Annotated in this window: 20 protein-coding genes; 13 read left to right on the top strand and 7 right to left on the bottom strand. The window is 43.3% G+C overall.

Annotated features, from left to right (window positions below):
* On the bottom strand, nt 1–1227 hold the full coding sequence (locus BFS30_RS18985) for a Pycsar system effector family protein (RefSeq protein ID WP_069380733.1): 1227 nt from the start codon (nt 1225–1227) through the stop codon (nt 1–3).
* A 273-nt stretch (nt 1228–1500) separates the two neighbouring features.
* Here BFS30_RS18985 and BFS30_RS18980 point away from each other — a divergent pair, with 273 nt between their 5' ends.
* From BFS30_RS18980 to BFS30_RS18945, 9 genes are all read left to right on the top strand, one after another.
* Nucleotides 1501–3900, top strand: a complete 2400-nt coding sequence (locus BFS30_RS18980) for a heavy metal translocating P-type ATPase (protein ID WP_069380732.1) — start codon at nt 1501–1503, stop codon at nt 3898–3900.
* Nucleotides 3897–4082, top strand: a complete 186-nt coding sequence (ccoS, locus tag BFS30_RS18975; RefSeq protein WP_069380731.1) for a cbb3-type cytochrome oxidase assembly protein CcoS — start codon at nt 3897–3899, stop codon at nt 4080–4082. Before BFS30_RS18980 ends, ccoS begins: the two co-directional genes overlap by 4 nt.
* 77 nt (nt 4083–4159) lie before the next feature.
* Entirely contained in the window at nt 4160–6271 is a 2112-nt protein-coding gene (gene ccoN, locus BFS30_RS18970) for a cytochrome-c oxidase, cbb3-type subunit I (protein ID WP_069380730.1), read from the top strand.
* 19 nt (nt 6272–6290) lie between these two features.
* Complete coding sequence (locus tag BFS30_RS27955; RefSeq protein ID WP_167353165.1) at nt 6291–6455, top strand: hypothetical protein; 165 nt, start codon at nt 6291–6293, stop codon at nt 6453–6455.
* On the top strand, nt 6455–7249 hold the full coding sequence (locus BFS30_RS18965) for a cbb3-type cytochrome c oxidase N-terminal domain-containing protein (protein WP_069380729.1): 795 nt from the start codon (nt 6455–6457) through the stop codon (nt 7247–7249). The genes BFS30_RS27955 and BFS30_RS18965 overlap by 1 nt, the downstream gene beginning before the upstream one ends.
* Before the next feature lies 1 nt (nt 7250).
* Complete coding sequence (ccoG, locus tag BFS30_RS18960; RefSeq protein WP_069380728.1) at nt 7251–8651, top strand: cytochrome c oxidase accessory protein CcoG; 1401 nt, start codon at nt 7251–7253, stop codon at nt 8649–8651.
* A complete protein-coding gene (locus BFS30_RS18955) occupies nt 8644–9087 on the top strand; it encodes a FixH family protein (protein ID WP_237028607.1) in 444 nt (147 codons plus the stop codon). Before ccoG ends, BFS30_RS18955 begins: the two co-directional genes overlap by 8 nt.
* Nucleotides 9084–9770, top strand: a complete 687-nt coding sequence (locus tag BFS30_RS18950; RefSeq protein WP_069380727.1) for a sulfite exporter TauE/SafE family protein — start codon at nt 9084–9086, stop codon at nt 9768–9770. The genes BFS30_RS18955 and BFS30_RS18950 overlap by 4 nt, the downstream gene beginning before the upstream one ends.
* A gap of 38 nt (nt 9771–9808) precedes the next feature.
* Nucleotides 9809–10186 carry a group III truncated hemoglobin gene (locus BFS30_RS18945; protein ID WP_069382530.1) on the top strand — a complete coding sequence of 126 codons (378 nt, stop codon included), beginning with the start codon at nt 9809–9811 and terminating at the stop codon, nt 10184–10186.
* Between the two features lie 101 nt (nt 10187–10287).
* On the opposite strand, the gene hemN is transcribed toward BFS30_RS18945, so the two are convergent.
* The 4 genes from hemN to BFS30_RS18925 form a co-directional block, all read right to left on the bottom strand.
* Nucleotides 10288–11646, bottom strand: coding sequence for an oxygen-independent coproporphyrinogen III oxidase (hemN, locus tag BFS30_RS18940; protein WP_069380726.1), 1359 nt, complete (start codon nt 11644–11646; stop codon nt 10288–10290).
* Between the two features lies 1 nt (nt 11647).
* Nucleotides 11648–12121 carry a lactate dehydrogenase gene (locus BFS30_RS18935; RefSeq protein ID WP_069380725.1) on the bottom strand — a complete coding sequence of 158 codons (474 nt, stop codon included), beginning with the start codon at nt 12119–12121 and terminating at the stop codon, nt 11648–11650.
* An 85-nt stretch (nt 12122–12206) separates the two neighbouring features.
* Nucleotides 12207–13265, bottom strand: coding sequence for a response regulator (locus tag BFS30_RS18930; protein WP_069380724.1), 1059 nt, complete (start codon nt 13263–13265; stop codon nt 12207–12209).
* Nucleotides 13266–13277: 12 nt separating this feature from the next.
* The gene (locus tag BFS30_RS18925; protein WP_069380723.1) at nt 13278–14462 is read right to left on the bottom strand and encodes a PAS domain-containing sensor histidine kinase; all 1185 of its coding nucleotides are present in this window, start codon (nt 14460–14462) and stop codon (nt 13278–13280) included.
* A gap of 136 nt (nt 14463–14598) precedes the next feature.
* Between BFS30_RS18925 and BFS30_RS18920 the strand changes: the two genes are divergently transcribed.
* The 4 genes from BFS30_RS18920 (at nt 14599) to BFS30_RS18905 (ending at nt 17950) form a co-directional block, all read left to right on the top strand.
* A complete protein-coding gene (locus tag BFS30_RS18920) occupies nt 14599–16368 on the top strand; it encodes a hypothetical protein (protein WP_069380722.1) in 1770 nt (589 codons plus the stop codon).
* A gap of 140 nt (nt 16369–16508) precedes the next feature.
* Entirely contained in the window at nt 16509–16964 is a 456-nt protein-coding gene (locus tag BFS30_RS18915) for a hypothetical protein (protein WP_069380721.1), read from the top strand.
* Between the two features lie 113 nt (nt 16965–17077).
* Nucleotides 17078–17272 carry a hypothetical protein gene (locus BFS30_RS18910; protein WP_069380720.1) on the top strand — a complete coding sequence of 65 codons (195 nt, stop codon included), beginning with the start codon at nt 17078–17080 and terminating at the stop codon, nt 17270–17272.
* 438 nt (nt 17273–17710) lie between these two features.
* Nucleotides 17711–17950, top strand: a complete 240-nt coding sequence (locus tag BFS30_RS18905; protein ID WP_083252112.1) for a helix-turn-helix domain-containing protein — start codon at nt 17711–17713, stop codon at nt 17948–17950.
* 224 nt (nt 17951–18174) lie between these two features.
* On the opposite strand, the gene BFS30_RS18900 is transcribed toward BFS30_RS18905, so the two are convergent.
* On the bottom strand, nt 18175–20700 hold the full coding sequence (locus BFS30_RS18900) for a family 20 glycosylhydrolase (protein WP_069380719.1): 2526 nt from the start codon (nt 20698–20700) through the stop codon (nt 18175–18177).
* 43 nt (nt 20701–20743) lie between these two features.
* Entirely contained in the window at nt 20744–21865 is a 1122-nt protein-coding gene (locus BFS30_RS18895) for an acyltransferase family protein (RefSeq protein ID WP_069380718.1), read from the bottom strand.
* Nucleotides 21866–21867: the final 2 nt, after the last annotated feature.

Genomic DNA, 21867 nt, shown 5'->3' with positions numbered 1-21867 from the left:
TTATAAGGTAACCAGGAATGACGCCAGGATAAAGGCCACTACAGAGATCACAATCCCGAACATAAAAACGTTATAGGCAATTCTTAAAAGACGGTATTTGCGGCCAAGGACTACTCCCTGCGAGTAAAGATCTTTGATCAGACTTCCATAAAGGAAATCCCGGTCTTCCATCATTTTGATCATTCCACCTTCATAATCCGGAAGGCTCATGCGGTAAAAGTTACCGAAGAACAAGAGATTTACCTTTTTATTGGTAATGTCTTGCGGGGTAAATACCCCTTCCGGAATGGATGGACGTGTAGCCAGGATAGAGAAAACCATGGTCACGACGCAAATCACCAACAGGATTAAGGTCGGGATAATCAGGTGTGGGTTATCTTCCAGCTTTCTCAGCAGGATACTCAGAATCACGGATAAAATGATAGAATTGGTAGAGATCATGATGTGCGCCTTATTATCGGCCATATCGCTCAATCGCTGGTGATTGGTAGAAGTGATCCGGAACATGGTTTCAATTCCCCTTTCCGGCCGCTCGCTCTTTTTCTTTTTATCTTTTTTGCTTTCCGCAGCCACTTCAGGTTCCAGCGATACCGGTTTGTCTGCTACAGGCATAAGAGCCGTCTCCTTTTGTGCCTCCTCCGCTTTGTGTTCCAGATCGGCCAGGTTCTCTGCTTTTTTCGCGTTCAGCAAATTCTGACAATACGCAGTATGGTAATGGTGCGCTTTAAAAAGGGCGATTGTTTTTAATCTCCATTCATCTTTATCCAATACCCGGTTACAGAAAGCTTCGGCTTCCTTCCGCATCAGTTTGTTTCGTTCTTTAAAACTGTTACTTCCCAAATGATACAGATCGGCATCACAAACAATCTGCTCCAGCAGACCTTCCGGGTTTTGTGGCATTTTAGTAGCCAGGATACAGTTCACCACTTTATCGATGACCTCTGCTTTAACTCCTTTTTCCTTCAGGAATTCTGTTGCCAGTCCTGCTCCACTTGCTTCATGATGCTGGCAGTCAAAAAAGTAGCCCAGATCATGGAACCAACTGGCCGCGGTAACGATGAAAAAGTCTTCATCAGAAAGCTGGTAATGGTTGGCAATTTTCACTGCATTCTCTACGACCTGCTCGGTATGGTTTAGGTTATGATATATAAGTCTGGCATCGCTTTTAGCGTGGAATACGTTGGCTACATGCGACCTCAACTGGTCTAATATTTCCCTATAATTCATCTGGTATCCTATTGTTTTTCTTTAGTAAATATTGTTTTTCAAGGGTTTGAGAAGCGATCACAAGCCTGTTTTAGATGATTTTGGAGGCTTCAGACCTGTGCCCTTTTCTTTAGTAAATATGGGTGTTTTAATTTTCATATTTAAAATTACTTTAAAAGATGTCATAACTTCTATTTTTCATGATGGTTTCTGATCTGTATCAGGCAGGAAGGTGACCGTCGTCATATTTATACTTAGGGGGAAGCGGGAACTTTGGAAATATAGAATTTCCTTATGTTAGCACAGAAAACCATAGCCCAGGAAACCCAATGTTATCATTGTGGTGACGAGCTCCCAAAAAGCCCTTACGTACTGGATAACAAGACTTTTTGCTGTCTGGGATGCCAGGGCGTTTACCAGCTTTTGTCGAGCCATGACCTCAGCAGCTACTACGCCTACAATGACGTACCCGGACAGACGCAAAAGAATGGGGCACAACACTTTGAATACCTGGACGAACCGGGAATTGCCGCAAACCTGCTGGACTACAGCGACGAAAGAGTGAGCGTCATCACTTTATATATTCCGGCCATCCACTGCAGCTCCTGCATCTGGCTGCTGGAGCACCTTCATAAGATTAAACCAACAATCCTGCAATCCAGAATTGATTTCCTCAAAAAGCAGGTTGTCATTACCTATAAAAACCAGGAATTGTCATTGCGGCAGCTCGTGGAAACCTTATCGGCCATTGGCTATGAACCCCTGATCAGCTTGCAGGATGTGGTTAAAAAGCAAAAATCTGATCATTCAGAAAGAAACCTGATCACCAAAATTGCTGTAGCCGGCTTCTGTTTTGGCAATGTGATGTTGCTCAGCTTTCCCGATTATTTTGGAATTACAAATCTGGATCAGGAGTTTAAGTCTTTCTTTGGCTGGCTGAACCTGGCTTTCTCTGTACCTGTCGTATTTTACAGTGGACGGGATTACTTTATTTCGGCCTGGAACAACTTAAAAAACGGGATATTAAACCTGGACTTCCCACTTGCTTTGGGGATTGCCGTGATGTTTATCCGCTCCATCGCAGAAATCCTGACCAATACAGGGGCGGGTTTTGTAGACACCCTTTGCGGTCTGGTCTTCTTCCTGCTGGTAGGGAAATGGATGCAGCAACATACCTATCATCACCTTTCCTTTGAAAGGGATTACCGTTCTTATTTCCCCGTTGCAGTGACCCTGATGGAGAAAGGCCGCGAAAGGCCCATTCCTTTAAATGAGCTGAGTGTTGGCGACCGGATCCTGATCCGCAGCAATGAAATCATTCCGGCAGATGCCATCCTGTTAAAAGGAGATGCAGAAATGGATTTCAGCTTTGTAACCGGTGAATCCCTGCCTGTAAAAAAAGTTCTGGGTGAAGTCGTTTATGCAGGTGGCAGACAACTCTCCGGGGCATTGGAGCTGGAAGTGGTTAAACCTGTTTCTCAAAGTTACCTCACCCAGTTGTGGAACAATGAGGCCTTTTTTGGAGAGAAAAACCGGATCAGAACCTTTAGCGACAGGGCCAGTAAATATTTCAGTATTGTGCTCCTGAGCATTGCCATTGTCGCTGCTGCTTTCTGGTTCTTTAAAGGCGATACCACCAAAGCAATTGCCTCCTTTACGGCCGTGCTGATCATTGCCTGCCCTTGTGCACTGGCCTTAAGCTCTCCTTTTACTCTCGCCGCAGTACTGAGCATTTTTGATAAAAATAAGTTCTACCTGAAAAATACAGCGGTTGTGGAAGAACTGGCGCGCATCAATACCTATGTATTTGATAAGACCGGCACCATCACGAATCCTGATGCAACAGGATTCAGTTTTGAAGGCAGACTTAGCGGAGAGGAAAAACAGCTGGTTAATGACCTGGCCAAAAACTCCGGACATCCCCTGAGCAGGGAGCTGGTGAAATGGCTGGACAGACCAGCTAAATATAGTGTAGTAAAATATATGGAAAAGGTGGGCCGGGGAATTACCGGAACGGTAAACGGAAATACCTTAAAACTAGGAAGTGCCTCTTTCCTTGGACTGGAAATCGCAGCAACGGCTCCCGGAGCGGTTGTACATATTGTTATTAATGAGCAGTACCATGGCTTCTTCTGTGCTCAGCAACAGTGGCGTCCCGGTTTTAAGGACCTGATTTTCAAATTGGGTAAAGATGCCGACTTACACCTGTTGTCGGGTGATCAGGAACAGGACAAACAAAGCCTGGTTCCGTTTTTCCCACGTACGCAGCAAATGCATTTTAAACAAAGTCCACAAAACAAACTGGATTATATCGTGAAGCTTCAATCTTCGAACAGAAAAGTACTGATGTTCGGAGATGGATTGAATGATGCCGGTGCTTTAAAACAAAGCGACCTGGGGATTGCGGTAACCGACAATATTAACAATTTCTCTCCCGGTTGTGATGCCATTCTGGATGGCGCCAGTTTTCATAAAATACCACAATTCATCCGGCAGGCTAAAGACGCGGTAAAAGTAATTCATATGAGCTTTGCCATTTCCCTGACCTATAACGCACTGGGATTATACTTTGCAGTACAGGGTATGCTTTCTCCACTCATTGCAGCAGTTTTAATGCCCATCAGTACGGTAACGATCATTTTATTCACCAGCATTGCAGCCCGGCTGTATGCAAGAAAAAACCAATTGCTATGAACATCATTTACTTTCTCATTGGCTGTAGTATCCTGCTGGCATTGATCTTTCTGGCCGCATTCTTCTGGGCCAGCAGAACGGGACAGAATGACGATACCTATACCCCATCGGTACGGATACTCTTCGACGATGAGGTTAAATCCGACCAGGCTGACATAAAAAGTGATGAGGATCACTATTAACCGCAATATGCGTCATTCTATAGTCACGCACACCGCCCTAATTTTACATGCAATAAACAACCACTCATTATTTTAACATGACTGATAAATTTTACTACGACAACAAGATCGTCAGGAACTTCGCAGTAGCCACCATAGTCTGGGGCATCATCGGAATGACGGTCGGATTGCTCATAGCCATGCAGCTCTTCAAGCCTGCATTAAATATGGGCTCCCAGTACACGACTTTCGGCCGGATCAGGCCATTACACACCAATGCGGTGATCTTTGCTTTTGTGGGTAATGCCATCTTTATGGGCGTTTATTATTCACTCCAACGACTCCTTAAAGCGAGGATGTTCAGTGATGTGCTGAGTAAAATACACTTCTGGGGCTGGCAGCTCATCATTGTTTCTGCAGTGATTACGCTCCCTTTAGGATTCAGCTCCTCGCATGAATATGCAGAACTGGAATGGCCGATTGATATTGCCATTACGGTCATCTGGGTAGTCTTCGGGATCAATATGTTTGGTACCATCATCAAAAGAAGAGAGAAACACATGTATGTGGCCATCTGGTTCTATATTGCCACCTTTGTTACGGTTGCCGTATTACATATTGTCAACTCTTTCCAGCTTCCGGTATCTGCTTTTAAAAGCTATTATTTATTTGCCGGGGTTCAGGATGCACTGGTACAGTGGTGGTATGGGCACAATGCGGTGGCTTTCTTCCTGACCACGCCTTACCTGGGAATGATGTATTATTTCCTGCCAAAAATGGCACAACGTCCGGTATATTCTTATAAACTGAGTATCCTGCACTTCTGGTCATTGATTTTCATCTATATCTGGGCTGGTCCTCACCATTTATTGTATACCTCTTTACCAAGCTGGGCACAATCGTTGGGAGTAGCATTTTCTATCATGCTGATTGCACCAAGCTGGGGCGGAATGATCAATGGATTATTGACCCTTCGCGGTGCATGGGACAAAGTAAGAGAAGATTCCAGGCTTAAATTCATGGTAGTGGGTATTACCGCTTATGGTATGGCCACTTTTGAAGGTCCGATGCTGGCCCTGAAACAAATCAATGCCATTGCACACTATACCGACTGGATCGTAGCACACGTCCACGTAGGTGCCTTAGGCTGGAATGGTTTCTTAACCTTCGGGATTTTATACTGGTTAATTCCCCGCATCTACAGAACAGAATTATACTCTAAAAAACTGGTTTCCTTCCACTTCTGGATCGGAACACTGGGTATCATATTTTATGCCGTGCCTTTGTATTTCGCAGGTTTCACACAGGGACTGATGTGGAAAGAGTTCACTGAGGATGGCATGCTCAGGTATCCGAACTTCCTGGAAACGATCATACAGATCCTTCCGATGTATGTATTGAGGGCTATCGGTGGTGCATTATACCTTACCGGAGTGATCGTGATGACTTATAACCTGATCAAAACGGTACGTATGGGTAAACTGGTGGCGAATGAGCCGGCAGAAGCCATGCCATTGGCGAAAGACTATGTACCTCATGGCGCAGAAAAAAAGCTACACCGTGTGCTGGAACGTAAACCAATGGTGTTTATGGTACTTTCTCTGGTCGTAATCCTGATTGGTGGAATGATCGAAATGATGCCCACTTTTACAATCAAATCTAATATTCCTACGATTGCGAGCGTAAAACCTTACTCTCCTTTGGAATTACAGGGGCGCGATTTATACATCCGCGAAGGTTGTGTAAGCTGTCACTCTCAGATGATCCGCCCTTTCCGTTCAGAAACAGAAAGATATGGTGAATATAGTAAAGCGGGAGAGTTTGTTTACGACCATCCACATTTATGGGGTTCGAAACGTACCGGACCGGATTTGCAGCGCGAAGGTGGTAAATACGGCAATGTATGGCATTACAATCACATGCTGGACCCACAGACCATGTCGCCGGGAAGTATCATGCCTCCTTATGAGTGGTTGATTACCCAGAAACTGGACACGACTACCACCATCAGCAAGATCAACGCGATGCGCAGCTTAGGGGTTCCATACGAAGAGGGCTATGAGCATAAAGCCAACAAAGACCTGGACAAACAGGCAAAGGCCATTGCCCAGGATCTTCAGAAGAACAATATCAAAGTGAAAAGTGATAAAGAAATCGTTGCGCTGATTGCCTACCTGCAACGTTTGGGAACGGATATTAAAGCAAAGTAAACATCTAAACGAAAACACCATGTTTAAGCAATTTTTAAATCAAGTAGATGGAAGCCAGGTGTATTTACTCACCTCTCTTGGAATTTTCATGCTCTTTTTCTTACTGGTCGGCATTCTCCTGCTGACCATGAAAAAAGACGAAATAAAATATATGAGTGAATTACCTTTAAAAGACGACGAGTAATGACAGAGCTACTTATTTGGGCCTTGCTGTTTGTTGCAGCAATTATCCTTATCGTTTCCTTACAGGTATTGAAGGTCATCAAAATCTTTATCAAGGAAAGCATCAGCCCTTCCCCATTTGCAACTGCAGAGGAGAAAGAACAATTCCGTTTGTTGGCCGCAGAACGCGAAGCGGAAGAAAAAGCAAAACCATCGATCTGGACCAAAATCATGGGCTTAAAACCTATGACAGAGGAGAAAGACCTCATGATGGAGCATGAATTTGACGGCATTGCGGAACTGGATAACCCTACCCCTGCCTGGTTCAGTGTATTGTTCTATGGAACCATCATCTTTGCCATTGGTTATATGTTCAACTACCATGTCTTTAACTGGGGAAAATCACAGGAAGAAGAATATGCGGTAGAGCTGCAGGAAGCAGAAGAAGCACGTATTGCTTTTCTTCAGAAACCCGGAGCCGGTGGTCCGCAGATCAATGAGAACAATATGGAGCAGAGTACGGATAAAGAAATGATCCAGAAAGGTGCTGCATTGTTCAAGACAGTATGTACCCCTTGTCATGGGGAACACGGAGAAGGTGGCGTTGGCCCAAACCTGACGGATGAATTCTGGCTACATGGCGGAGGTGCAAAAGATGTTTTCAAGACCATTAAATATGGTGTTCCTGAAAAAGGAATGGTGGCCTGGGAGAAATCCATGAATGCCAAACAAATCTCGGATATCACCAATTATGTATTGTCATTAAAAGGAAGTAATCCTGCAGGAGCGAAAGCACCTCAGGGCAAAAAAGAATAATATGTCGTCGCAAAGTCCAGGACACTTCAGAGATCAGATCTCCACCCTTACCGATGACGGTAAAAGTCGCAAATGGATTTATCCGCATGTCATCAAGGGAAAACTATATCAATACCGCGCTCTGGTCAGCTATTTTTTTCTGACCTTACTATTTGCTGCCCCATTTCTTAAATTAAATGGGGAGCAATTGGTCCTTCTGAATATTCTGGAAAGGAAGTTTGTCTTCTTTGGGGTCATTTTCTGGCCTCAGGATTTTTACCTGTTTGTATTGGCATTGCTGATCTTTATTGTGTTCATTGTGCTCTTCACTGTCGTTTTTGGCAGGGTCTTTTGCGGATGGGCCTGCCCCCAGACGATCTTTCTGGAAATGGTTTTCCGGAAAATAGAGATCTGGATTGAGGGCGATCACCACAAACGCAAAAAGCTGGATGAGGGGCCATTAACGGGACAGAAGGTTTTCAAAAAGGGATTGAAGCATGGAATTTATCTCGCGATTTCTTTTCTGATTGCCAATATCTTCCTTTCCTACCTGATCGGCTCGTCGGTATTGATCAGCATCATTACTGAACCGGTTTCGGCACATTTGACCGGTTTTATTGCCATTTGTATTTTTACCATTGTGTTTTACCTGGTATTCTCCAGAATGCGGGAGCTGGTATGTACCGTTGTTTGTCCTTATGGGCGTTTGCAGGGCGTGCTGCTGGATAACCAGAGTATCATTGTGGCCTATGATTATGAACGCGGGGAACCGCGAGGGAAACGGGTCAAGGAAGCAGAAAACCAGATTGGCGACTGTATCGACTGTAAGCTTTGCGTACAGGTATGTCCTACTGGTATCGACATCAGAAACGGCACTCAAATGGAATGCGTCAACTGTACCGCCTGTATTGATGCCTGCGACATGGTGATGGAAAAAATCAACCGCCCTACCCGGTTAATCGGGTTTAAGTCGGATGATGAGATCAAAAACAAACAAGGCTTCAAACTGAATAAAAGAGTCTATGCCTATAGTGGCGTGTTACTGGTTTTAATTGCCGTACTGAGTTATCTTCTGATCGTGAGAAGTGACGTTAAAACCACCATTTTACGTGCAGGAGGAACACTGTACCAGATGCGGGAGAAAGAAAAGGAAGTCAGCAATTTATACAATGCCGAACTGATTAATAAAACCAATAGGTCATTGAAATTTGAAATCGTACCTGATGATCCGTCAACAAGAATTCAATACATCCAGAAATCCGATTCAATTGCCTATGGCGGTGTGGCCAAGCTGACCTTCTTTGTGATCATGCCACAACTCGGATTGAAAAAATACAAATCGGATATCGGTTTCAAACTGGTGTCGGATGGCAAAGTTCTGGATCGGTTTGAAACTACATTTATAGCACCAATTAATGATTAAGCAGATGAAATGGAACTGGGGAACGAAATTAATGATAGGAATGGTCTCTTTTATGACCTTTATTATTGTACTGGCGGTACTGATGTTTAACAGCACACCGGATGCCCTTGTAGACAATGATTATTATGAAAAAGGGCTCAATTATGATGCGGACTACAATCGGAAGGAACAGGTAAAGGCAGATCATGCGGCACCGGAAGTACAGGTGTTAACCGGTGAAATCGTCCTGACCTTCAAAGAAGCTGCAGAAGGAAAAGTTAAGATTGTCCGCCCTTCGGATAAGCGTATGGACAAAGTTGTACTGATCAAAACAGATACGGACTATAAGTCTGTCATCCCTTCGGATGACATTGCCAAAGGCAGATGGAAACTGATCATTATCTGGAATAGCGCGGGTAAATCCTATTTGGATGAGCAGGAGGTCATGATAAAATGAGTACGGAAAGGCTTGCTTTCATGATCGGATTGCTGGGGAGCGTGCATTGCATAGGTATGTGCGGTCCCCTTGCCTTCGCTGTGCCCTCCCTGAAACAGGGATGGGCATTCCTGGTGTTGGACAAATTGCTGTATCAGTTGGGAAGGATTGTTTCCTACTGTTTTCTGGGGCTGATGATTGGCCTGATCGGACAACAGATCTGGATGGCAGGGTTGCAGCAAGGGGTCAGCATCTTTAGCGGAGTGCTGATTGTCATGGCGGCATCGTCCAGGTTATTCAAATTTCAGGTCTTTAAAAACACGCCTTCCTTCTTTCTGAAGCCTTTTCATAAGGCTTTTAATTATGCCTTAAAGCATAAAGCCAACCACCTGATCATTGGGATAATTAATGGCTTTTTACCTTGTGGTTTTGTTTATCTGGCCATGGCAGGGGCATTAAATACCGGAAATGTAAGCAATTCGGTCACTTACATGTTCTGGTTCGGAATGGGCACTCTCCCACTGATGTTCATCGCTACCCTGAGTATGGGATTTACAGGAGCATTGCTCCGCAGGAGGATTAACAAGGTTATTCCTTACTTCATGCTTTGCCTGGGCATCTGGTTTATTTTCCGGGGACTGGAATTAAACATTCCCTATCTGAGCCCGGCGGGAGCTGAGCAAGGGGTCGCAGAATGCAGATAAAATTCTTTCCATCCATTAAACGTAAATTAGCAACGAATATGAACGATATAAAAGATAGCAATGACATCCGTTTCCTGGTAGATACTTTCTACAGTAATGCCCTGATTGATCCTGTAATCGGCCCGGTATTTAAAGCTGCAGCCTTTTCTTTGGAAAGACACATCCCGGTGATGGTCTCTTTCTGGGAAACGATTTTATTAGATGTGGTGACCTATAAGGGAAATCCGATGTTAAAGCACATTGCCTTAAATAAAGAAGTTCCTTTACATGGAGAACATTTTGATCAATGGATGAAAATATGGGAAACTACAGTTCGTACTCATTTTGAAGGTCCGGTAGCCGACAACGCCATTTCCAGGGCCTCTTCTATCGGACAGCTGATGCAATACAAGATTAAACAAAGCAGCTCGCTTTAAACATTTCAAGTCCTTTTTGTAAGGTGGTTTGCTAAGTTTAAAGCGAGCTGCTTTTTTGCTGTTGAACGTACCCGAAGTACATTTCAGGTTCCGGCCATGCCTTAACCCGTCAGGCTAAACAACTGTGTTGTTGGCTGATTGGCCCAAAGTCTGACATCCAATGCCATACAGATATTTCTTAAGAAGCGTTTCCCCAGAGGGGTTACCCTCAGGTTATCTTCAGACATCAGCACCAGGCCATCCATTGCCAGCCAGCGCATTCGCTTTAACCCTTCCATCAATCCCTCAGACTGTTCTTCGGCTTTGTCCCAGGAAGTATATCCCCTGCACATGATGTTCAGAATATGTTTACGGATCACCAAATCTTCTTCGGTCAGCAGATGTCCTTTAAATACCGGCAGCTTTCCTTCATTTACAATACTGATGTAATCTTCCACCTTTTTCACGTTTTGTGCAAAGGCAGACCAGGTATCACTGATCGATGATACGCCCAGCCCCACCATTAACCGGCTGTACTGATGGGTATAGCCCATAAAGTTACGGTGTAGATCCCCCTTAATCTCGGCACCATACAGGCTATCTGTTACCAGGGTAAAATGGTCCATTCCCACATCGATATATCCGGCTTCCTTCAGTTTTTTACATCCAAGTTCATACAAGTCCTGTTTCAGTTCCGGAGCAGGGAGATCGGCTTCCGTATATCTTCTCTGGCCCGGCTTCACCCATGGTACATGGGCATAACTATAAAAAGCAATGCGGTCTGGTCTTAATTTTACGACGGCATCAAGGGTATCAGAAAGACCTGCTAAATTTTGTTGAGGCAGGCCATAAATGAGGTCATAATTGATGGAAGTATAACCAGATTCCCGGGCTTTCAAAGTCACTGCTTCTACCTGCTCATAGCTTTGAATCCTGTTGATGATCAGCTGAACATGTGGATCAAAATCCTGAATCCCCAGGCTGAGTCTTCTGAATCCAAGCTGATTGAGGGTAGTTAAATGTTCCGGACTGGTATTCCCGGGATGGGCTTCAAAGCTGAACTCTGCATCGGGATGAAGATCAGCGTATTGAAGGATCCCTTCAATCAGCAGCTGCAGGTTTGCTGCACTAAAAAACGTAGGTGTGCCACCACCAAGGTGTAATTCCTTGATTACCGGCCTGCTCACAAATAAATTCAGGTACAGTTGCCATTCTTTCAGTACTGCCTCAATATAAGGCGTTTCTACTGCATGATTTTTGGTAATTCGGGTATTGCAACCGCAATAGGTGCATAAACTTTCGCAAAAAGGGAGGTGAATGTATAGACTGATGCCATCCCTTTGATTGCTTTCTTTAAAAGATTGTATAACTGCCTTAGTCCAGTTTTTTGCGCTGAAATCGGATTCATCCCAATAAGGGACCGTCGGATAGCTGGTATAGCGCGGGGCGGCAACATGGTATTTTGAAATGATGTTGTTCATATTAGTACTGATGAGGTTTTCCTTTAATATGAACCTTACTTTCTGCCTGATCACATGATCTGGAACATACACAGGCATCGCCCAGGCAGCGGTTTTGCTGCCAGTTGTCCAGGTTGATGATGGTCTCTATAGCCAGAGCCATAGGCAATTCCTTCTCGCTAAGTCCGGATAAAGAAGTCAGGGGAACATTAGCGATCTTCAGGCTCCTTAAAGCAGCAGCTTCGGTGTCGATATGTGTGGTATCTGTAGAGCGTGTGGCAATGAATTTAACGCCCAGGTCTGCCAGTTTATTGATCACCATAGCAGAAACGTTGTCGTCCTCATTGAAAACGATTACTGCTTCTTTACCTTCAGCATAAGAAGCAGTTTCCGGGCTCAGTGAATTAGAGATCAGCGTGATCTCATGCTTTTTGTTATTGGCAATGGCCAGGGGTTCTTTTTCAAAAGATTTTATACTATATGCGACAACTCTCATGCAGGTTCGATTTATTTAATAATCAAAGTTAGCATGAAGGCCCGGCGGGGGGAATGAGTTTGGTCAGCCTAAAAAGTGATCTTCGTCAGTTTTTCATTTGTTGCAACCTAAGCTGATCCAGGATAACGATCTGGCTGCCTTTCCTTTCAATAATCCCTTCGTCTTTGAAATCGCTCAGGATCCTGCTTACCGTCTCCGTAGCCATTCCTGCCATCGCAGCAAGGTTATCTCTGGAAACACGCAAGGTCAGTTCAGCACCTTCCTGCTCCTGTTTGCACAGTCTGGTCAGTACTTCTGCCATACGCTTTCTTACCGAGTGGTAGGCCAGCTGGAGCAATTGCTCCTCTTTTTCCTGAAGGTTATTGGATAGAATTTCAATAAACTGTCTGGCCACATCAGGATACCGGTTGAGCAAATCTTCCATCAGATCCCTTGGCAACATACAAACAGTACTGTCTTCCATGGCCTCTGCCGTTTCTGAATAAGGGGCATTCAGCAATAAAGAAGTAATACCGAAATACTCCTCCTGACCATACATTCCGGTTAACAGCTCTCTGCCATCTTCGCTTAGCTTAAAGGTTTTAACCTTTCCCTGCATCACCAGGTAAACTCCGGAAACATGGTCTCCTTCATAATAGACAATCTGTCGCTTTTTTATCGTCCGGACCTTACGGGCGGCAATTATCCTTTCCAGCTCCTGCAAACCGGAAGTGTTGCTGAACAAGGCGCTCAGTTTTTCCAGCGACTGGCTATAGAAATGCTGCTGTTTTTCTTTTTTACTAAGCCGGCTTTCTATGGCATTCATCAGTTCCACATCATCAAAAGGCTTGGTCAGGTAATCATCAGCTCCCATTTCCATTCCTTTACGCATATCCAGACGTTCTGCTTTGGCAGTCAGGAAGATAAAAGGAGTTGCAGCGGTATTTTCATTTTTATTGAGTAAATACAATACGCCATAACCATCAAGTTCAGGCATCATGATATCACATAGGATCAGGTCCGGCAGGTGTGTGCTGGCCAGTTCAACTCCTATCCGGCCATTGCTGGCCTGCAGGACTTCGTAATTGGCCAGTTCCAGAATCTCTGCGGTGCTTTCCCTGATGTCGTCGTTGTCTTCTATAATGAGTATCTGTGTCTTCTTCATCAATGTGGTGTTTTATTTATGGAAGGACAGGACAAATTTAGTCCCTGTATCAATGCGGCTTTCGAAATATAAGTCCCCCTTCATCAGGGAAGCATATCGCTGAACAATATTTAATCCCAGACCAGTTCCGGGAATATTTCCGGTATTATGGGCACGGAAAAAGGGCTGGAATAAGTATTTATGATCAGATTCCGGAATTCCGATGCCATTGTCTTTAATGGTCACAATACATTGCTGATCGTTGATTTCTGTATTGAATTCTATGAAGGTATTTTCTCCGGAATATTTGATGGCATTAGAGATCAGGTTGATCATACAGTTTTTCAACAGATTGGGGTCAAGGAGTACCATGCTTTGCAATCCGGTATGCTGATAAATGATATTCTGGTCCTGCTTGGCAATCATCTGCATTTCCTCAGTGATCTCTTCAGCGAGTTTTACCAGGTCAAAAGCCGTAAACGTAGGTTCCACCCGCCCTGCTTCGAGACGTTCCAGAGATAGAAAATCATTCAGAATGGTGGTCAGGTTGCCTACCGCATTTTTGATCTTGCTGACATGTTTACGGATATTTTTATTGTCGTAAGGCTCCGCGTATTTATCAATCAGTGAAGCTGAAAGCTGCACAGAGCTCAGCGGGGTTCTGAATTCGTGGGAGGCCATAGATACGAACCTGCTTTTCAATTGATTCAGCTCTTTTTCTTTTTCCAAAGAAAGACTCACCTCTTCTTTCGCCTCACTTAAGGCCCTTACCGTTTTCTTCAGCGATTTTGTCCGTTCTTCTACCAGCTCTTCCAGCTCTGCAGCATATTCCCGCAGACGTTCTTCGGCCTCTTTCTCTCTGGAAAGATCATGGATAAATCCGGTATAAATGATCCGGTTTTCATATTGAACTTCACTCACCGCGAGTCTGAATGGAAAAGTAGTCCCATCTTTTCTCAATCCTTTTACTTCTCTTCCTTTCCCAATGATCCGTTTTTCTCCGGTAGTCTGATATCTGGAAATATAACCATCATGCCCACTTCTGTCGGGCTCAGGCATCAAGACAGAAATGTTCCTTCCCTCTACCTCTTCCAGGCTATAACCGAATAACCGCAGTGCTGCCGGATTAAGGCTCTCTATCCTGCCCCGGTTATCAATGGTAATGATCCCATCAATGGCCGTTTCGATGATTGCCTTAAGTAACCTTGCCTGTTCCATTATTTATTTTTTACAAATATAGTTTATACGATTGCAGTTGGTTGATAACCTCTATCACGCAAAAGTGTGACTAATATCATGTTTTTAAAATTAAATAGTCTGTTCTTTTGCGATTCACACCGCTATTTTATATTAAATGAACCATACTTTTCACATTCCTGTTTTAGGCTTAGGCTATTCCATTGATACTCCCTTAAAAGTAGCCAGATATGGCATCTCTTCCGTTGTCTCCATTGTAGATGATGAGCTGACTGAGCGGATGAGAAAGTATCATCAGGAAAAAACAGTTGGAGGATATACGCTAATTTCCAAAAAAGAGGACGACAGCAGGGCAAAAAGGATTACGGCTTACCTGAACCTGCTGGACCTGCTGGTAAAAAAACAGTTTACTGACTTGAAAACTCAAACCTTCGAAGAAGGGACAGACTTATCCCGGTATTTTGAACTTTTGCCGGATACTTCTTCCATAAAGCAGCAATATGAGGCAATGATGGCCCTGGAAGCTGAAGTGCCTAAAGCGATAATCCAGGAGCAGCTGATAGCAGCAATGGTTCCCGGTACGATAGACGTTAATATCATGTCTAAAGTCGATAAAGCAAATTATAAGGCCAATCAGGAATATGCAGGAGATGATTTTACAGATGCCCTGGCAGCCATGCGTGGTTTTGCCAATAGCACACTGAACTCTTCGGTGATCATTTCTGCCGGCCTAAATCCAAGATTGTATACCTATATGGAAAAATGCAATGCCTTTTATCCGGATGCGGATGGAAAGCTGCAAAAAAAGATCATCCTTAAAGTAAGTGATTTCCGTTCTGCACTGATCCAGGCGAAAATGCTGGCAAAAAAAGGATTATGGGTTTCCGAATTCCGGGTAGAATCCGGCTTAAACTGTGGAGGACATGCTTTCGCTACGGAAGGATTTTTATTAGGCCCCATTCTCGAAGAATTTAAGCAGAAACGTCAGGAGTTGGCGGAAGAGTTATATCAGATGTATCAAGCTGCACTGCAAAGTAAAGTTGATGTGAAAGTAATTAAACCAGTACAACGCATCACTGCACAGGGAGGAATCGGTACAGCGGAAGAACATCAGTTTTTACTCAATTATTATGAGCTGGATGCGGCGGGTTGGGGAAGCCCGTTTTTACTGGTTCCCGAGGCAACAAATGTAGATGACGATACGCTTAACGATCTGGTTACGGCCAGAGCAAATGATTATTACCTGAGCAATTCCTCTCCGTTGGGTGTACTTTTTAATAATTTCCGGAAAAGTACAGCAGAACAACAAAGGATACAACGCATTGAAAAAGGAAGACCAGGCAGTCCATGCACCAAGAAATTCCTCTGCACCAATACCGAATTTACAGAATTGCCCATTTGTACGGCTTCCAGGGAATATCAAAACCTGAAAATAAAACAATTGCAGGATCAGCAGCTTTCTGAAACGGAATACCAGCAACAGTTTGATGCGGTTACGGAAAAGGTATGTTTGTGTGAAGGTCTATGCGCCTCGACCTATATTAAAGCCGGAATATTAAAACCCAGGGAAAATAAAGCAGTTAGCATTTGTCCTGGCCCAAACCTGGCTTTCTTTCATGCCCAATATTCCCTTAAGCAGATGATCAACCATATTTACGGAAGGGAAAACCTGCTCTCAGAAGTACTACGCCCAAACCTGTTTATAAATGAACTCAACCTGTATGTCGATTACCTGAAGAAAGATATTGCTGCTCAGCTGGAGGAGCTGACAGCTAAAAAAGATAAGTATTTCAGCAAGTTTAAAAGCCAGTTGCTAAACGGGATTGCCTATTACCGGGACTTAATTCCAGAGTTGACATTTCAACATAGTGAATCTGTTGAAGAGATGCTCAAACAACTCCAATTAGCGGAGCAGCGCTTAAGCTAAATCGCGCTTTAAGTTGTTAAGCCAGGGATCGAAAAAGAATTTAATTTCAGATTGAGTCATCAGGGTCTCAATTTATCAAACATAATTGCAATATTGTTGCGTTTGATTTAAGTTTGCAATACTCATTTGTATTGACAAACATGAAAAACAAACTACTCCTGATCCTGTTGCTTTTTACAACAGCTGCATTTGCGCAAAAAAGAGCACACAACCCAGCCGATATTATCCATTCAATGAACTGGGACGTGATCGGTTCCGTAAATTTCGAATTGGACAAGCAAAACAGACTTCTTCCTGTATATGGAGAAATGATCAGACGTTTTGCCGATCAGGAGTTTAGCCTTAAAGGTTACATTATCCCAATCAAAGCAGGCTTAAAACAGCAACAGTTTTTGCTTTCTCCCTTGCCTATCAATCAATGTTTCTTCTGCGGACAAAACGGAGTTCCTGCCATGATTTTAGTGAATATGGCTAAGCCTGTTGCTTATACCACCAATCCCCTGCTCATCGAGGGGATCCTGAAACTGGAGGTTGTGGATGCAGCGACGGCCGCCCCAATTACACTTAATAAAGCGACTGCCTCCTCAACGAAATAACAAACAACTTATCGCAAACCATAAAATGGAACATTTACTAAACACCTTATTGTAGCGAATTTTTGTTATCTTAGGTAGAAACAAAAATTCGCTACAATAACCAAGAACATGCCATGGAAAAAGAAGCTATGAAATCATTACTGGAGATTATTGACCAGCAAGTTAGTTCCTCGATTTTAGGAGGAATGGAAGAACAATATGAAGAATTGGAAAGATTAGGATACATCCGGATTAACAGAGATAGTGTCCAGCATTCCTCTTCTATTACGCCTGAAGGAATGGAGTTTTTATACCACGATAAGGAATAGCCCCTGGAAACCAATTCTGCCGCTAAATCGATTACAATTGTCATTAAATTGTTTTTATTTTTAAAGTAGAAAACTTTTTGACAACATTCACCGTTATATGATCAGTTTGTTTGGTTTAGGTTGATCTGTGGTGGATCAACCATCATTATAACAGGGATAGATCTCTCCGATTTATCCCTGTTTTTATTTAAAACACTGCCACCAAAAAAGCACCTCAGATCTTTTATTTCTCGCCTGTTTTTTTGCAAAAACAGCAAATACCTACTTCCGGCGACCAAATAAATAACATAAAAAGCGGCCCCAAGAATTAACTTGAATGCCGCCAATCCACCCACGATGACTGTCTATGAGCTACTGTTGAAGATTGCTTATACTAAGCTATGTAAAAAGTTAATATATATACTAACTTTTGGAAAATAAAAAGTTATCTCTTAGGGGATGAAAAGTTTGGTATCTCCTTTTGAACAATATGTGATAGATTTTGTCTTGAAGTTAAGGAAGGATAAAGGATATTCTCAGGAGCAAATAGGCTTTATCGTTGGCACGAGTAAAGTTTTCATAAGCCAGATTGAGAATAATAGTCAACCAGCAAAGTACAATATGGATCATGTTAACTTACTGGCAGATCATTTTGGGATCTCTCCACGAGTATTCTTCCCGGAAAAAGCAATTGTGTAAAACCACGCTATTTATACCATAAGCATAAATTTTCATGTAAGAGCTGGCATTCGTTTTCAACCAGATCGCTTGCATTCCTTTTTTCATAAGAAATGCAAGCGATCTGGTTATAAGGTTACAATTATTTCCTTTCAGAGAAATTGTAAAAAGGTATTTATCATCATAGTGATATACATTGTAAGTTCGCCGCATTAATGGGCATAGAGATACTTTGAAAATGAAATCTACTGACTAATCAGTATCGTCCTGCCTCCTCTCCCTGCTGTATCGAAAGCACGCAATTTTATATCCCCTTTAACAGGAATCGCCGTTTTGTAAATGCTGCTGTTCTTTCCAGGCTCCGTTCCATCAGTCGTGTACCGGATCGTAAATCCCGGATATTGCAGGTTAGCCTCCAGCTGTCCATTGCTGAGGTTCACACCAACAGTAGGGATCCGGTATAGATATCCTCCCGAATAGTGACTCAAACGAGGAAGTTCTTTTTTGCCTAAAACGTTGACAAATTCAGACCATGCCTGCTCGTAAAGTGCTTTCTCTTTTGCCGGATCAGCTGTTGTTGCCCATTCCGGATCTTTAGCCCATGCCCTTTCGGCAAAGCCTAAAAGTTTTGGCAACAGCATGTATTCAAATTGTGCTGGTGTTTTAATCGTTTCACTCCATAGCGGAGCCTGTAACCCTACAATATTAGATTTACCTAGCTCCGTCAAACGCTCTTTATCTTTAAAAATTGCAGGATCAACTGGGTTTCCCTGTTCATCTTCTTTTACATTTTTATAGTAATCGTAAGGAATGAAGTAAAAAGGCTTGTCGACATCCACATAACCACCCCAGTTCTGTCCTCTTTCTTCAAAACTTCGGTTTACTGCCAGGTCTATATAGAAATTAGTCACCGGTGTCAGTACCACCTTATACCCTGCATTAGCCATTTTATAGGCGAGATCTTCATTACCACTCAGGTTGTTCCATACATCTGCATGAAAGTTTTCATTTACAAAACGAGATTCCGGTAACATTTTCTTTCCGCCATTCATCTCTGCTTTGTACAAACCAATTTCCTCCCATCCCGACAAATACAACCCTTTAGCTTTCAACATCTGATTCATTTTACTGAAATAATAATACCAGAGTGCGTCTGTTCCTTTCAGCTTAGGGTCTGTTTTTGAAAGCTGATCTGCTGCCGGCGACTTCTCCCATACTCCTGTCGGCACTTCGTCTCCGCCAAAATGAATGGTTGGAAGCGGTGCTCCGGCTTCTTTATGCATAGCAATCAATTCATCAGTTACTTTTTCTAAAAAAGCGTAGACAGAAGGAAGGGCAACATCAACCACGTTATCATTAAATCCCTGAACCGAACGGTATATCGACTGGTCATTCAGGTCTCTCAACAGATAACGTTCTGCTTCGGCCTGCCTGCCTTCTTTCATCAATCTGGCATACCTTGCATCCATAGATTTGATAGCTGCCCTGGCATGTCCCGGGGTTTCAATCTCAGGAATAACCAGAATATGTCTTTCCGTTGCATACTTAAGGATTTCTATATAATCTGCTTTGCTAAAAAATCCAGTTCCGGAATTCGTTCCAACAGTTGCAGCTGATCCATAAGATGGAAGAATACTGCTCTGTTCGTTCCTGCTATGTCCACGTTGGGCTCCAACGGAAGTCAGCTCAGGTAATCCTGGAATTTCCAATCGCCAGCCTTCATCCTCCGTTAAATGAAAATGAAAGACGTTAAGCTTGTATAGTGCCATCAGATCCAGAACCTTTAACACTTCAGATTTAGGTTGAAAATTTCTGCCGACATCCATCATAAAACCTCTGAAACCGAAACGCGGTGCATCTTTAACCTCCGCAGCGGGAATGTTGATCAGACGCGTAACACTTGCCCACGATGAGGCGGGAAGCATAGTTTTCAGCGACTGAACCCCATAAAAAGCGCCTGCAGCATCTGCAGCTTTAATGACTATCTTCTGCGCACTAATGCTCAGTTCATATCCTTCTTTTCCAATAGAATTATCCTGTTCGAAGAAAATCCCTTGGGTTTCTGAACCTTTGGCCAGCATCGGTTTCTTTCCAAAAATGCCGGCAAGATCTTTTGCCAGGGCTGATGCTTCTTTCTCAAAAGCCGCCACGGCAATGATTTTTACCTCCGGACTCAGTTTAAAACTTCCTTCCCTTTTAACATAGTTCACCGGACTTGGAAATATGGCCGGCAAATCACTTTCCGGAATGGTTTTAATCTGTTTATTCTGCTGATATATTTTTGTCGCAAGATCCAGCTCTTCTTTTAAATTTCCTGGAAATGCTTTAAAACTGAAGGTACCGATGTTTTCTGCATGATCGGGTGTTTTGTCCCATACCAGGTAAAATCCTTGCGGCCGTTCCGAGACATTGTTCATCGATTCCGAGCTCAGTTTAAGCTGAACGGTCGCCCCTGCCGGAAGCGTTTTAAATGGTTTTAATGGAGATAACTGAAACAGATCTCCATTTACATGTTGAATGGTAGCCACTGCCGAATCTGCTCCTGAGGTTTTTATTACCCTGGAATTGAAATAAATTTTCCAGCCTGAAGCAGGCAAAGCTGCTTTACCATTATTTCTGATGTGGAGAACCGATACGACTTTATCATCTCTGTTGCTCATCATCTCCAGGTTAATGCTCAAATCCTGAGCTTTCAAATCAGATCCTTGTTGTGCAAAGCTACTTTCAGTTGCTGTCATGATGAGTAAAGCTCCTATAAGGTATTGTTTCATTTGTTTTTCTTTTTAAATAGTTTTCTTAATTATTTCATTACCATCAGACGCGGATATATATTTTTTTCCGGTCAAGGAGGTAACCAATAAACCAGCACACCAGCATAAAGCTGATTGCAAAGAGCAGGGAACCGATAGGCCCCGGTGCAATTGCCTGGAAGAAAACAGTATTGATCCATCCGCTGAAATCAGATTTAGGAAACAGGGTATTGATGATAATCAGCAAGAGATCGGCAACGATGTAAATGAACAGAGGATTTTTCCCAAATACAGTAAAAAATCCGGTCCATTTGGTGGATGCTTTCACTTCTATAATGTAAATGAGCGCGGCAATAATGATCAGGTCAAGTCCACAGGTAATCAGTACAAATGAACTCGTCCATAGTTTTTTATTGATTGGAAAAGCGGAATTCCAGCACCATGCCAGGAAAACAAGTAACACTCCCGCCAGCAATAATTTAGCAATGCTTTCAAAGCCTTTTCCCTTTTCCTGAATAAAACGGCCGGCATAGTAACCTATAATTACGTTCACGCAGGAAGGAATTGTACTTAATATACCTTCAGGATCAAATGCGATCCCTTCGCCATGGTAAAGATGGGTATCTCCAAGGAGGAACAGGTCCAGGTATTGCCCCGCATTTCCGGTCATACTGAATGGATCGGCAGGATCTCCAAAACATAACAATACGATCCAATAACCAATCAGAAACAATACACTGAGAATAGCTACCCATCTGGTAGAAAGGTAGTGTATCATCAGGGAGACGATCCCGTAACACAATCCGATGCGTTGCAAAACGCCCAGAATACGGGTATTTCCAATCGGAGAAAAACTGATTCCCCCGGCTTCATTATAATGGAAAAACGGGAACCAGTACATCAGATATCCGATCAGAAAAATCAGTAATGTCCGTTTGAATATTTTAGTCAGCACCTCCTGATTATTCATCAGGGCAGACTTTTTCATGGAAAAGCTCATGGCATTACCTACCGCAAACAGAAAAGAAGGAAAGACCAGATCTGTGGGTGTAAATCCGTGCCAGGCAGCATGTTCCAGCATGGCAAATGGCTGGGCGCCGCTTCCCGGGGTGTTGACAATGATCATAAAACAAACTGTCATTCCCCGAAATACATCGAGTGATAAAAAACGTTGTGGTTGGTTCATTA

Origin of the sequence: Pedobacter steynii (assembly GCF_001721645.1) — a bacterium.
GTDB lineage: Bacteria > Bacteroidota > Bacteroidia > Sphingobacteriales > Sphingobacteriaceae > Pedobacter > Pedobacter steynii_A.
Note: the sequence above shows the minus strand (reverse complement) of the source record. Positions and strands in the feature narration are given on the sequence as shown.